The 14,208-nt window shown below is 38.1% G+C and carries 10 protein-coding genes; 5 read left to right on the top strand and 5 right to left on the bottom strand.

What is annotated here, in order from left to right; all coding sequences use genetic code 11:
• Positions 1-271: 271 nt before the first annotated feature.
• Positions 272-2,269: a cation:proton antiporter gene (locus tag DD627_RS06450; RefSeq protein ID WP_260274536.1), complete on the bottom strand. Its 1,998-nt coding sequence runs from the start codon at positions 2,267-2,269 to the stop codon at positions 272-274.
• A gap of 144 nt (positions 2,270-2,413) precedes the next feature.
• Complete coding sequence (locus tag DD627_RS06445; protein ID WP_260274535.1) at positions 2,414-3,373, bottom strand: nucleoside hydrolase; 960 nt, start codon at positions 3,371-3,373, stop codon at positions 2,414-2,416.
• Positions 3,374-3,539: 166 nt separating this feature from the next.
• Between DD627_RS06445 and DD627_RS06440 the strand changes: the two genes are divergently transcribed.
• Entirely contained in the window at positions 3,540-4,523 is a 984-nt protein-coding gene (locus DD627_RS06440) for an NAD(P)/FAD-dependent oxidoreductase (protein WP_260274534.1), read from the top strand.
• A 100-nt stretch (positions 4,524-4,623) separates the two neighbouring features.
• Here the strand turns inward: DD627_RS06440 and DD627_RS06435 are convergent, their stop codons facing one another.
• Positions 4,624-6,783 carry an LTA synthase family protein gene (locus tag DD627_RS06435; protein ID WP_260274533.1) on the bottom strand — a complete coding sequence of 720 codons (2,160 nt, stop codon included), beginning with the start codon at positions 6,781-6,783 and terminating at the stop codon, positions 4,624-4,626.
• A gap of 179 nt (positions 6,784-6,962) precedes the next feature.
• Between DD627_RS06435 and DD627_RS06430 the strand changes: the two genes are divergently transcribed.
• Genes DD627_RS06430 through DD627_RS06420 form a run of 3 tightly spaced genes read left to right on the top strand, consistent with a single transcriptional unit; the run spans position 6,963 to position 9,303 of the window.
• The gene (locus tag DD627_RS06430) at positions 6,963-7,394 is read left to right on the top strand and encodes a GNAT family N-acetyltransferase (protein ID WP_068807612.1); all 432 of its coding nucleotides are present in this window, start codon (positions 6,963-6,965) and stop codon (positions 7,392-7,394) included.
• 26 nt (positions 7,395-7,420) lie between these two features.
• On the top strand, positions 7,421-8,539 hold the full coding sequence (locus DD627_RS06425) for a YibE/F family protein (RefSeq protein ID WP_260274532.1): 1,119 nt from the start codon (positions 7,421-7,423) through the stop codon (positions 8,537-8,539).
• Positions 8,536-9,303, top strand: a complete 768-nt coding sequence (locus DD627_RS06420; protein WP_057783185.1) for a YibE/F family protein — start codon at positions 8,536-8,538, stop codon at positions 9,301-9,303. Before DD627_RS06425 ends, DD627_RS06420 begins: the two co-directional genes overlap by 4 nt.
• A gap of 48 nt (positions 9,304-9,351) precedes the next feature.
• Here the strand turns inward: DD627_RS06420 and DD627_RS06415 are convergent, their stop codons facing one another.
• Together DD627_RS06415 and DD627_RS06410 are read right to left on the bottom strand one after the other, a co-directional pair.
• Positions 9,352-12,015: an MMPL family transporter gene (locus tag DD627_RS06415; RefSeq protein WP_260274531.1), complete on the bottom strand. Its 2,664-nt coding sequence runs from the start codon at positions 12,013-12,015 to the stop codon at positions 9,352-9,354.
• A 112-nt stretch (positions 12,016-12,127) separates the two neighbouring features.
• Positions 12,128-13,048, bottom strand: coding sequence for a magnesium transporter CorA family protein (locus DD627_RS06410; RefSeq protein ID WP_057783188.1), 921 nt, complete (start codon positions 13,046-13,048; stop codon positions 12,128-12,130).
• A gap of 164 nt (positions 13,049-13,212) precedes the next feature.
• Here DD627_RS06410 and DD627_RS06405 point away from each other — a divergent pair, with 164 nt between their 5' ends.
• Positions 13,213-13,953 carry a TerC family protein gene (locus DD627_RS06405; RefSeq protein ID WP_260274530.1) on the top strand — a complete coding sequence of 247 codons (741 nt, stop codon included), beginning with the start codon at positions 13,213-13,215 and terminating at the stop codon, positions 13,951-13,953.
• Positions 13,954-14,208 lie beyond the last annotated feature (255 nt).

Below are 14,208 nucleotides of genomic sequence, written 5' to 3'. Positions count from 1 at the left end.
GCCACAAGAATCGACATTGACTGGAGCAAGAAAGATTTTCGGAACGAAAATCATCATTACTAGGCGGAATAGTGGGCACGACTTGGAGCCACAAGCCACTTCCCCAAGCTCGGCTTTTATCTAAGCGAAACCCGCTAAGATAAACGACACTACTGAGCCCATTTGCTTCCAGATTAAGTGAGACGCAGGACGGCAGTTAAACTATTTTTTTAGAGACTGAATCGTTTAACATCAGTTATTGAAGTAGTTTTGATACTTTCAGCTTTCAGTTTTAATCATAAATTTCATCATTTTGCATATAAATCAGTTCGTCATTTGAAATTTGTTCGTACAGAGCTGATGCAAGCTCACGGGTAAGTTTATTTTCAGTAAGTTGGTTTTGAACATAATTATATTCAAACTGAAATGCCTTAATAAACAGTTCTTCTTGGATTTCATTACTGTTTGAATTATTTTGATAGCGACGATGACGTTCGCGGTAATACCGTTGGACGATCGAGATATCCGTGCGACTTTCTTTATTTACCTTAGGACTTTTTAAATATTTAAACACTTCTTGAGTTGCACGATTTTCTATTTCGACGATTGTGTCATGTTTACTCTTAAACTTCTTCATTAATTTAGGGTTATGTTTCATTTGTTGTTGGGCTATTTTGATTTTTCTGCTATGCGTTAATCGTTTAAAAAAATAGATGAACCGGTAAGCAATTTGACGCCAAATGCTTTTCAAAACACTATTATCAGAATGGGCATCTCGGGTCAACATGGTGCGTTGATAGAGGCGGCGTTCTTTTTCTGTGATGTCTTCATTTGCCACCATTTCGTCTAGAACATCATTTTCAACATCACGAGTCTGGGCAAATAATTGTCTTAAAATCCTTCTGTTTTCGATTTTTTCTGGCTTATTTTGACTATGCAAAGTCGAAATAACAGCTTGAGTTTCCAAGGGATATTCGTTTAATTCGGTTATTTTTTGAATCGCATAATTAATCATTTTTCTGCGTGCAGAATTGGCGTCTTCCCATAAAAAGGGTTCTTTTTGACGAGGAAGCAAAGCTGGTAAAATTAAAGAAGGAACTAACATACTTAAAATGATCACAATGCTGGCAATAAATAAAAGATCATTTCTGTAAGGAAAGACCGTGCCATGCAGCGTCAAAGGCAATGAAAAGGCCAGTGCTAACGTAATTGTTCCATGAATACCACTTAACGCAATGATCCAGCAATTTGTGTTTTTATATTCCGGGCGGACACGAATAGTGGCAAACCCCATGCGCAACCATAAATATCGCAAAATGGTCATTAAAGCATAAAGCAAGATGCTTAATCCCATCAAAAATAGCAGAAAGCTATTGTTCCGATAAGAAATGTCGGCAATAACGGTTGGTAAAGACACGCCCAACAGCACAAACACAAATCCGTTCAAATTGTCTGAGAGGACTTCCCAGGTGGTGTTGCTGACAACCTGTATCTTGGTTGAAGTAAGCCGTAGACGCCCTTCTTGGACGCCGTGAACAAGTCCTGCAGCCACTACAGCTAAGATTCCGGAGACATGTGCTAATTCCGCAACAAAATAGACGAAAAATGGCGTCAAAATTCCTAAGGTGACGATGACGGAAGAATTATCCATTCGGTGACTGATTAAAAAAGTTCTCAGGGAGACCAATAAACTTCCCAAAATCATACCTAACAGTAAACCACCTAAAAAAACATATGAAAAATCAAAAAAACCAAAAGTAAACGAAAATTTTCCCTTTGTAAAAGCCTGCAAAGCTAAATCAAAAATTACGATTCCAGAAGCATCATTGAAAAGTGACTCATTTTTTAAAGTTTGCATGGCCTCTTCTGGCATTTCAATGTTGGCGGTAACTGAAGAAACAGCGACAGCATCGGTTGGTGTGATGATGGCTGCTAACGCAAAAGATAGGGGCAGTGCCAATTCAGTTAATGTTAAGTGAGTGACAACGCCGACGATACTGATGGTCACTAAAGCAAGACCAACGGCAAGTGACAGTGTGGTGGAAAAAGAACGTCGCAGAGCACGCATGTTAGTGTTCAGGCCATCATAAAACATTAGTGGTGCTAAAACGACGAGCATAAAGAGATCCGGATTCATTGTGTAGTGACGATAATAAGGCACAACAAATGCCACAAGCAGGCCGATTGCAATTTCAATAAAGGCAAGGGGAACTTGTGTGAGTTTGCTGGCAATAATATTTGAAATTAGTACCGCAATCACAAGAACTAAAACTAAAACGACGATTTCCATGTGGTTCACTCCCAAAAGTTATCTGAATCTAGTTTACCATATGGGTTGGTAAATATTTGACTGGTAAGTCTTGAAACAGGTTGTTAAGGACTGAAAAGAGTTGCAATCAAATTATGATTGCAACTCTGGTTATCCCTAATTTTATTAATTTTGAGAAAAAAGTTCGGAAAGGTATGTCATGAACCGTTTGAGATAGGTGTCTTGATTGACCGTTAAAGCGACAGATACATTAGGGTGTTGATCGGTTAATCGAGCTGGATAACCAATGGTTCGACCCCACATTTCTTTAGTTGTATCCACAAACATATTGATATCAAGTGTTGAAACTAAACTTGGATCCAAAGCGACTCCAACTGCCAGAGGATCATGAAGGGCACAGCCATGGAGATGAGGACTGGTAATTTTATAAACATCAATGTAATAATCCACAATATCTGCGAACTTTTCTCCGGCAACAGTGTTTAATTTGCGCCATTGCGCGGTTTCATTTTTAGTTAAAAGGGTTCGTAAAGTGACATCGAGGCCAACCATCGTGATGTTCAAGTTGCTTTCAAAAACTTGGTCAGCAGCAGTTGGATCTTGATTTATATTGGCTTCTGCTACTGGTGACACATTTCCTGGAACGGTTAGTGCGCCACCCATTAAGGTCACATTACCAATTTCGTTTTGGATTTCTGGGGCTTGTTTCAATGCCTTTGCTAAATTAGTCAAAGGACCAGTGGGAACTACGATCAGATCTTTGCCATAGGTATGGGCAGATTCAATTAAAAAATCCACGCCAGATTTAGTTTCTGGTTGCCGTTTGGCGGTGGGGAGTGAAACTTCACCGATTCCATTTTTACCATGGATTTGTACACTGATCGGCATCACCTCAAATTGAGTGGTTGTGGAAGAGTGTGATTCCCCAAGGAAGACGGGGACATCCTGTTGACCAAGTAGTTCAAGAATTTTCAAACTGTTTTGGGCTGACAATGGAGTTAACACATTTCCATATGAAGAAACAATTCCAATCAAATCAACATCTGGAGCAGCTACTGCGTATGCAATGGCCATTGCGTCATCAATACCAGTATCTAAATCTAAGATCATTTTGCGTGTCGCCATGAGGAGCCTCCCAAATTTTATTGTTGGTACACCATAATCATACGAAATAACGAATCTAAATACAATTTAAATTTGTCTTTTTGAGTGACAAATTTAAAAATCAACACTGACTGAAAATCGTGTTAAAATTGAACAGTTATCTTACGTAAAGAAAGAAGGATAAAACGTGTCTGACATTTATGACATTACAATTATTGGTGGTGGCCCTGCAGGAATGTTTGCGGGCTTTTACAGTGGCTTGAGAACAGCCAAGGTGCAAATTATTGAAAGCCTATCCCAACTTGGAGGGCAAGTAAGTGCGCTTTATCCAGAAAAATATATTCATGATGTGGCGGGTTTTACAGGGGTCAAAGCAAATGAATTAATTGAGAAATTGCATAAACAATTAAGCCAATTACCTGTTGATGTGCGGTTAAAAGAAACGGTTACTGACCTTATCCAACAAGAAGATGGCTATAAAGTAGTGACTAACCGCGGAACTTATGAGTCAAAAGCCATCATTATTGCTACCGGAGTTGGGGCGTTTAGTCCGCGTCGCTTGGCAGTTGAGGGTGCTCAAGAATTAGAAGATCAGCATATTTTTTACACAATCTCGGATCCGCGTTGTTTTCAAGATAAAACAGTTTTGATAGCTGGCGGAGGTGATTCAGCGATTGATACTGCCTTAATGTTGCAAGAAACGGCTAAACATGTGTATTTAATGCACCGGCGAAATCAGTTTCGGGGGATGGAACACAGCGTTGAATTACTTGAAAAATCTGAGGTTGAACTATTAACTCCATTTTTAATAAAGGAAATTGAACAAACAAATGAGCACCTTTTACTGACAATGAAAGAAGTGAAGGGGGAGCGTCTTTTACAAAAAGAAGTTGATGATGTGATCGTTAACTATGGTTTTATTTCAAACAATAAAACAATTAAGCAATGGCAAATTCAGCCTGAACAACACCACCGAATGTTTACGGTGGATCGTCAAATGAAAACGAATCTTCCGTTAATTTATGCAATTGGTGATGGCGTTGATTATGAAGGTAAACTTGATTTAATTGCGACCGCGTTTGCTGAGGGACCAATGGCAGTTAGTGCTATCATGAAGGAATTGTATCCCGACCGTCGTGGCCCATTGCATAGTACGTCGATGGAACTTTAAAGAGTAAAAAACGAGCCCCAACCAAAACATATGTTTTGGTTGGGGCTCGTTTTTAGTTTAGTTGATTCAGTTAGCTTAACTATCGTTTGTCGCGTCTTTGTTAGTCATCAGAATTAGAATCTGGGTTGGTAATTTGGATTCGATTATTCTTAGACTTAGAGTGGGTTGCTTCTGGCGCATCAGTTTTATACAAATCCTCTAAAGAACGATCACGGTTTTTAGAGTACATTGAGGTCGACTTCAGACCAAGTTTCTTTTGAATCTTAAGTTCTTTTTGAAGCCCATTTGCATAGTTGTAAAGCTGTGAATTAACAGCTTTAAAGCCCTTAGGTGTGTAGAATCGTAACAAATTTTTCTCGTTTAACGAGTCAGACATACTAAGTTGCTTGTTAACTTTTTTCTGATTCTTTGCAATTTGCTTTTTCAAAGTCTTATTCGGCGTCACAATCTGGCCGGTACTGTTATCGTAAATAGTCCCGCTGATCGAGGTGTAGTTTGGTGTAATGAAATCCTGATTTCTAAAAGCAACCACTTGATCGTGTTGTGATGAGAAAAGGTCCGTTCCAAATAACATGTATTTCTTGGAGTTGATCCCAAGAAGATGCAAAAGAGTTGGAAGAACATCAATTTCGCCCGCGTACTCTTTGTTAATGCCACCATTTTTGACACCAGGGACATGAATCATGAAAGGTACACGCTGCAACTGAGTATTATCCCAATCCGTCCAATTATCGACGGGGTCGCTGCCGTATGACTTGAAGTGACTGGAATCTTGACTAAAGGTCTTGGCTAAATTCTTATTTGCTGAGTTAGAAATCCCGTAATGATCGCCATATAAAATAATTACAGAGTTATCATAAAGGCCTGACTTCTTTAAGAAAGTGAAGAACTCTTTGACAGATTGATCAAGATAATTTGCCGTTCTGAAATAGTTATTTACAGAAGTATTGCCTGTGTCTGGAACTTTAAAACTGGAATCTTCTTTATCTAAGTCAAACGGAAAATGGTTGGAAACTGTAATATATTTAGCGTAAAACGGCTGTTGCAAGTACTGCAAGTATTTAATGGAATCCTTAAAGAGTAACTTATCCTTTAAGCCATAACCGGTCGATTTATCACCTGACGTATCAAAATAACTAGCGGAGAAGAAGTACTGATAACCCATATTCTTATAAACGTTGTTACGATTCCAGAAACTGGCTACATTACCATGGAAAACAGCTGAAGAATAGCCTTGTTCTTGTTTTAAAATGGCTGGAGCCGCTTGGAAAGTTTGATCGGTACCAAGCCGGGCAAACAAGGAGCCTTGAGACAGCCCAAACGTGCCGGTTTCGAGCATGTTTTCGGCATCACTGGTTTTTCCTTGACCAACTTGATTAAAGAAATTCGAAAATGAGTAGGTGCTCTTGCTGTGATAAATTTTATTCAAAAACGGTGTGACAGTTTGACCTTCAACCTTGTCATCAATCAAAAATTGTTGAAAACTTTCTAAATGAATGACAATGACATTTTTACCTTTGGCGATGCCATAATATTTTTTATTGGATTTTGCATAATGACTACGGACATATTTTTTAACGGTTTTAAGTTCGCTCTTAGTTGCACTGGAACGCATTTTGCTCGTTTGTTCCGTTTTGGCACCATCGTAAACTGTGAACGCATCAAGTCCGAGGTACTTTACGATGTAGGTGCGATCAAAAGTTCGCGTGATTAATTGCGGACGATCAATTTCAGCGAACATTAAGTTAAAACCAAAGAGAAGAACCGAAAGTGAAGTTACTTGGAATCCGAGTCGTTTTGGTAAAGGATTTCTGTCAAATTTGATTTTGCGCATGAGCATCAAAACTAAAATAATAACGAGGTCCAACCAAAATAGCAAATCATGGGGCTGCGTTAGCGCTAATGAGCTCCCACTTAATCCCTGATCTACTTTGGAATACCCTAGCATTGTATTGATTGTCATGAAATCGGAAAATTCACGATAGTAAATGACATTGAGATAAAGTAAAAGAGAATTTCCAAAATCAATTAATACAATCAGTGGATAAAAAAACTTGGCTCGCTTCGCGTACAGCGCAAGGCCGAATAGTAAGAAGGTAATTGCCAAGGGATTTATTAGCATGATAAACCATTGAAAAACGCCGGAAACCCCTAAAGAAAAATCGGCGAAATAGGCGAGAAGTGTTTTCAACCAGAAAAGGAATACTAGAAGAAAGAAAAAGCCCATTCGGGTGTTGATTTTTGAAATAAATTGCTTCATTTTTTGATTGCTAACCTTCCTGTGAATATCTTTTTTTCCTTACGATTTGATTCACAAATATAAAGTCATTTTAACATAATTTTATTAAGAAAATGCTTAAATTTAGGTTGAGTTTGTTTTTAGACCGTCAAAGAGTTTATAATTCAAAAATAAAAGGAATTTTTGATAGGTGATAGATTATGGAAATAAAAACAGCGTTTGGTAACGGTAATGCAGTCTATGATGATAGTATGAAAATCAGGACGGCTGTGTTTATTCATGAGCAGAAAATTGATGCTAGCATTGAACAGGATGAAAATGAAAACCGATGTTTGTATTATGTCGGCTACATCGAAAACAAACCAGTAACCACAGCAAGGGTCATTGCAACGAAGGAGGGAACCTTGGTGCAACGGGTTTGTACGCTCAAAGAATATCGACAGCAGGGCCTGTCTTCACAAATTTTTAGTGCGATTGAAAAAGACGCTAAAAGCAACAAGGTGGCTCAGGTATGGCTCTTTGCTCAAGACCACGCTCAAAAATTCTATTTAGAAAATGGATTTAAGGTTGTGGGCGATCAAGTGATGGAAGCAGGAATTGCCCATCATAAAATGATCAAGAAAATCAAGTAAAGTTTTAGGATTGAGATGAATGTATTGTGAGTAAAGTTCAACCCAGATATCAGGTGAGTTGGTTTACGATCTTATTTGTAATTGTGATTGGTGGGTTGCTGTGTTTTGCCACACAACATAATGCAGCTTTGTATAAAGCTCCAGTTGGTCAGATCATTAAGGTGACTAACGAAAAAAGGATTAAGCAGGTGGATAATTTTCATAATCACGATTATTCACAAAAGCAGATTTTAAAAGTCCGAGTTTTAAATGGACAGTATCGAAACAAAACACTAAATGTTCAGAACACGTTTTCTGCTTCTAACGCAATGGATCAAGCATATCGTAAGAACCAGCAAATTTTTTTGGCTGTGCAAAAAAAGTCGGATCATAAACTACAAGCGACGATTACGGACTTGAAACGCGACACGTCAATTGTGTTTTTAAGCTTGTTGGCAATTAGCCTATTATTGCTAACGATGAAAATTAGCGGATTTATGGCACTTTTAAGCGTATTACTAAACGGTGTCCTATTTTTCTTGGCAATTAAACTCGATGTATTATTGCAAGGCACCAACGTTTTAGAAATTTTTGGAGTTTTAGCCTTTGGATTTGCCGGTTTAACGCTATTTTTAGTGCTTGGTAAAACCAAGCAGATGGTGGTTACTTTTGGAGCGACGATTTTAGGAACATTGGGATCGGTGTTAGTAACTTTAATTGTTCTCAATCTAACGCATGATCAAGGACTCCATTTTGAAACAATGGAGTATGTGACTCAAAGTCTTAAACCAGTGTATATTGCAGAAACAATTTTGGGTTCATTGGGTGCAGTTATGGATGAATCCACAGATATAATTTCTAGTCTGTTTGCGGTCCACCGAGAAACGCCTGATTTGACGCGCCGTCAGTTGTTTCTATCTGGCCGGGAGATTGGTAAATCCATAATGGGACCTTTGATTAATGTACTTTTCTTAATCTTTATGGCAGATACTTTTGCGATGATGGTGCTTTATTTACGCAATGGCGATAGCTGGGGTTATGCCTTCACCATGAATATGTCATTAGGAATGGTTCAAAGCTTGGTTAGTGGTATTGGTATTGTTTTAGCCATCCCTGCTGCCAGTTGGTTTGCAAGTAGTTTATTAAAAAGAGGTGACCGCGCATGAGCACAATTTCAGTGTTGGTGCTGATTCTCTTTGTGGCAATGGTTTTGGTTGGTGGGTTACAAGGACTAAAGTCATTTCTGAGTTTGGTAATTAACTTTGCCTTAATTTTTATGACGGTCGTTTTAATTGGACTCAATTTTCCGATTCTGGGAATAACTTTATTAAATGCCGTGATCATCCTGGCTGTGACAATTTATTTAGGGGATGATGATCCGCTAACAACTGAAACAGCTTTTTATGGGTCAGTTTTGGTTATGGTGTTGGTGGTTTTGCTCATCATTCCAATGGAGCACTGGGCTGTGGTTCAAGGATTTGGCAATGAGAATACTGAAGACCTTGAAGGAATGTCATTACTAGTTGGAATCAAATTTTTGGATGTGTCGATTGCAACCACCATTTTAAGTAGTTTGGGAGCCATTGCCGAAGCGGCCATTGCAATTTCAGCCGGGTTAGGTGAAATTCTGAGCCAAAACCCTGAAATTCCGGTAACTCGTTTATTTAAAGATGGTATGTCTGTGGGTAGACAGATTATTGGTACCACGTTTAACACGTTGTTTTTTGGTTTCTTTGGTGGCTTTTTAGGATTGTTCATCTGGTTTGAACGGCTAAATTATACGTGGGGCGAATTTGTGAATAATAAGATTTTTGTGTCAGAGTTACTAATGATTTTAATTTCGTTTATTGGTGTGATTTTGACAATTCCTGTCACTACTTGGGTGATGGAACTTAAGGTACAAAGAAAAAGAGCTAAGAAAATTGGGTAATTAAAAAGGCATCGCTTTAAGTGGCGATGCCTTTTTGTGATGGAAACTTTAATTTTTATCATAGGATAGGTGAAGTGCAGCTGTGATGCCAATTGGAAAGAGTAATCCCCAAACCAGTTGAGAAATAAATACGATTAAGGCAATTTGAATAAAAGAAAGTAATTGTGTAAACCCTAATGCTAGTAGTGGAATTAAAGTCATAATACCAATTAAAATTAGTAACGGGTCGAAGAAATTAATTGCGCTTAAGTAATTATCAGTAGTTGCACGAGTTGTTCTCAAAATTATGGGGATAAGAATTCCCAGACTTAAGCAACTTACAATCAAGCCAGAAATTATGGGAACATCAGCTAACAGTGGGGTTTTCAAAAGTAGGTTTGAGAACCAATTTGTTAATTGAAGACCACCCCAAAATGTAATTAAGAGACTGATGCTTGCATAAATGGCGAATAACGATTGTGAAATGATCAAAAGATACAAAATAACCAAACCAATTAGCCATGGAACCAGATGAGTGAGATCGTGATTCAAAGCCTGCTGTTGTTTTGCCACATCAACCGTTTCTCCTGAATAGTGCAGAAAACTTTTCGATAAAGAAGTTCCTGATAAGGTTGCATTAGTCAGTTGTTGTACTTGTTTCAAAGTGCTGGTCGCTTTTATTGAAGCCGTTGTTTTGTTGAGTACAACTGAAATGGTGGTTTCCTTATTGTTAGATTCATTGAATTGACTAAGTGCATTTTTCATTGGATCAGTTCTTAAATCTACAGAAGTCATATAGAGCACGTTAAGAATTCCAGATTTACTCAAATTATCTAAGTAACTTTGTTCCCCAATTAAGTTCTGCTGAGCAATTTGGACGTTTTTACTGTCCTTTGTTAGGGCAACACCGGTAGTTTTAAGTACGGATTGGACTTTATCAAAATCATCAGTAACGCTTTGTTGATCATCTTCAACTTGAGAAATGTTGTCGGCGATGACGTTATTATTCGAACTAACCACGCCAATATTATGACGTAGTGTTTTTAAGTCACTAATCAGGTTTTTATTGTGGGTACTCAAAGAAGACAATGCCCGTTGAATGCCTGTTGAATTTCTAGAAGTCTTTCCCGAACGAATTGCGTGGTCAATTTCAGCTTGTTGCGACTGCATAGTTGTAATGTCAGTGGTTAATTCGTCGGCCTGGTTGGCAACTTGTGAGCTTTGTGACTGAATTTTACTCAAATTAGTCGCATTTTTTGATAACTGCTTGAGTGCAGAAGTTAGATTTAAGTTTTTTAATTGTTTTTGTGATTTTTTTAGAGATTTTTGAGTGTTGGTCAAATTAAGATTAGCCGCCGAAAGTTGACTGGTAACGGAAGCTAGCTGCTTGTTGACATACAAATTGGTCAGTGAAATACCACTTGGCTGGGCTACTGAATAAACGTTGGCCACATTCTTATTTGCCTTTAGTTTTTGTGTTAGCTGATTGAGAGTTGCCATATTTTTTGTAGTTGTGATTGGTTGTTTGTTGGTGAGCGTAATTGTGATTGGCGAGACTTTACCAACTGGATAGTGACTAGTAATCACCGACGCGCCAACTTTTGCCTGACTTAAGAATGGTGTGTTAACCGCGCTGGACCAGTTTAACGGTGTCATTTTAATCAAACTGACTAGCAAAACGAGAATGAAAATACTTATCAAACTAATTAGGGAACGCTTTTTACCTAAAATAGCACTTGAATGCCAGAAACTGAAACTAGGATTAAGACTTTTTCCATTTCCAGGCCAGAAAAACAGATCATCTAGAAATTCGGTGAAAGCCGGCATCAAGGTGTAAAAGGCTATCCAAACTAAAGTGATGGAGACGGATAGTATCCAAAGAGAACGGAGAGTAGTATTTCTTGCTAAAAGCAATAAACTACTTAGCGCAATTATTGGCACAATGCTAAGTAAGGTGGGTAGCCAAGAATCCCAATAACTCTTTCTAACTGCATTCTGATTTTCATAGTGGTCACAATAGAAACGATAAAAAACAGTTGCAGCGATTGGAAATAAACCGAAACTTACCACTAGTATGATTGTATTCGTGTACGCTGTGTAAGGCATACTTAAGAAGCGAGTTGCCAGTGTCGCGATTGAAAAGCTTGATAGATAAATAATCCCAGAAAGTAATAGGGTAATTAAAGGCACCAAAACCGAACGGAAAATTAGACCAAGAATGAGCACAACGAGAATGCAACTAATAACAATCACAAGCTTATTGGCCGCCTGCGTAGCCTGTACACGGGCAATTTGAAGCACATCATTACCAGTTATGTACGCATGAACTCCCGTTGTTTGGATTAAGCTATAAATCTGGGGAATTAAGATATGAAACTGTTTTTGAGATTCTTTAAAATGAAGAATACTGAGTTCCGTTGACTTATCAGTTGAGTTTAGCCGATGGGCGGCATTAGAATCATTTCCAGCTTCGATTGATTTAAGTCCTAGAAACTTTTGGTTAGCTTTTAGTTTCTTCTGATTTTCTTGAATAGCTTTCCGCTGCTTTGTACTTAGAGTACCATTTGAATTTGTGTACACTATGGTGGCACTAGGGGCGTCCTTTGTAGGCAATTGTTGACTAAAGCTGGAATTCCAGCTTAACGAGTTGGGCAGCAAAATAATCATACCGACCAAGAGAATAAACCAGGTGATTAAACTTGCTATTTGAAGGGTATTTTTCTTTTGCATCATATTTTCATTCCTTATGTAATTACGTATTTATTAATTTAAGTTTAACATATGAAAATTGCCAGAATCAGCGCTAAATCAAACTCTATGAATTAAATACGCTTTTAATCAAAAATTATTTTTTAAAAAAGTTATTGAAGTTCAAAACTAAAAGAACAATTAAAATCAAAATAATTGTAATAAAAATGGTAATCTCCCAGCCTAAAACAGAATGACTGAAAGGAATTAACACATTTTGACCAAAGAAGCCAAAAACAATTGAAGGGACAGCTAGGACTATTGAGAAGACTGTCAAAAATTTCATTGTATTGTTTAGGTCACTGTCCAAAATGTTTGAATTGGCGCTTGCAACCCGTTCAATAATATCTGTTGCTAACTGGGCCATTTCTTCTCCCTGTTGGGATTCAACTATGACATCTTCAAGTTGTTCGTGTTGATCCTTGGTCATTTGAATCTCTTGCATCCGATTCATACTAGTTAAAAGGGCATTATTTGTTTTCAATGAAGTTAAATAATAAACCAAACTAGTTTCAAGATGAAGCATATCTGAAATTGAACGGCGAGAAATTCGATGAAGCATGGTTTTTTGAATCTGTTGTCGCTGCCGATTAATGTTGGTCACAGCGTCGAAATATTGGACAGATAGTTTGTATAATGTCCGAAAAATAATTGTTAAAGGCGTGACTTCATTTTTAGCATGGGCCAAAGCAGAAGACAGTTGTTGATCAAAGAGCTTCTCTACAAATTCGGTTGAAGTTCGCGTGAAGGTCAAAATATAATCATTAACCAACATAATCCCAATTGGTTCGGTACTACCACTATCGGTGATATCCTTTGATAGGACATCAAAAATGATAAGAAAAATGTTGGCATCACGATCAGTTTCAATCCGAGCGCGTTCATTAGGGTCAATGGCATAACCTAACATTTCTTCAGTTACTTGATAATGATGAATAATTTTTGCAATTTCAGCTTGCGTCGGTTGGTTAATGGCGACCCAGGTATGCTGTGAATTAATCTTTTTTTCGGAAATCATTGTTGTAGCCTCACTGGAAATTTCTAAAGTTCATTTAAGCTAATTTTAGTCCATCGTGGCCCGTGCGTCTATGTAGGAAAGAAAAGAAAGTTTAAATTGAAGAATATTTACGTTGGTTTGAGTTGGTTGTGGTATTATTTTATGCATGGAAAGGAGCACTAACGATGCAATTACTTTCAAAACTATATGGCCCTTTTTTTAATCTGCATAATTGGGAAACGGTGTTAACATCTAGCAGTGACTGGATGATTATTTTGTCACTGATCATGATTGAATGTTTATTGTCGGTTGACAATGCAGTTGTTTTGGCAACTCAAACACAAGCTTTAACGAACTTAAAAGAACGAGAGAAATCTCTATTTTATGGACTTTGGGGAGCCTATATATTTCGTTTCTTAGTCATTGGAATTGGTACGTATCTCATTCACATCTGGGAAATAAAAATAATTGGGGCACTCTATCTCCTTTATATGGTGTATCGCTATTTTGCGCCCAAACAAAAGAAGAAAGAGTCTTCTTCAAAGGTTACAGTAAAAAAAGAAGGTCACTTATCGTTATTTTGGTCGGTAGTTCTTCAAATTGAAATGATGGATATTATATTTTCAGTAGATTCTGTTTTGGCATCACTAGCAATTTCGTCTAATCCTGTTATCGTCTTGCTTGGTGGCATGATTGGAATTTTGTGTATGCGGGGAATCGCAGAAGTCATTATGAATGTCATGCGTAAAATACCAGAGCTGGAAACCATGGCTTACTTTTTAATTGCGATTATTGGAATTAAGCTATTTGTCTCCATTCCATTAATTGGTTGGGAAATTCCGTCTGGGATTTTTGCCGGCATTGTTGTGGCCGCTGTTTTGATAACGTTGGTCGTACATTATGTCCGGGGAAAAGTGCAAAAATGATGATTATGTGGCAAAGCACCTTGTTCCGCTCACTTTTTTTAGGACAGCTTCACCAGGCAGCCTCATAATCATAAGCAAGATTCCTGCGGGATTACGATCCCGCCTCCATCTCACTTATGATTATGTGGCAAAGCGCCTTGTTCCGCTCACTTTTTTAGGACAGCTCCTTGTGGCAGACCCATCGAGATAATCATGCCTAAACGCGCGATCACGATCGCTCGACCGGCACACCTATCTCGATAGGACTAAACGCCA

The sequence above is a fragment of the Pediococcus sp. genome, assembly GCF_003533255.1.
Lineage (GTDB): Bacteria > Bacillota > Bacilli > Lactobacillales > Lactobacillaceae > Pediococcus > Pediococcus parvulus.
The sequence above is the reverse complement of the archived record's forward strand: the minus strand, read 5'-3'. Positions and strand labels throughout refer to the sequence as shown.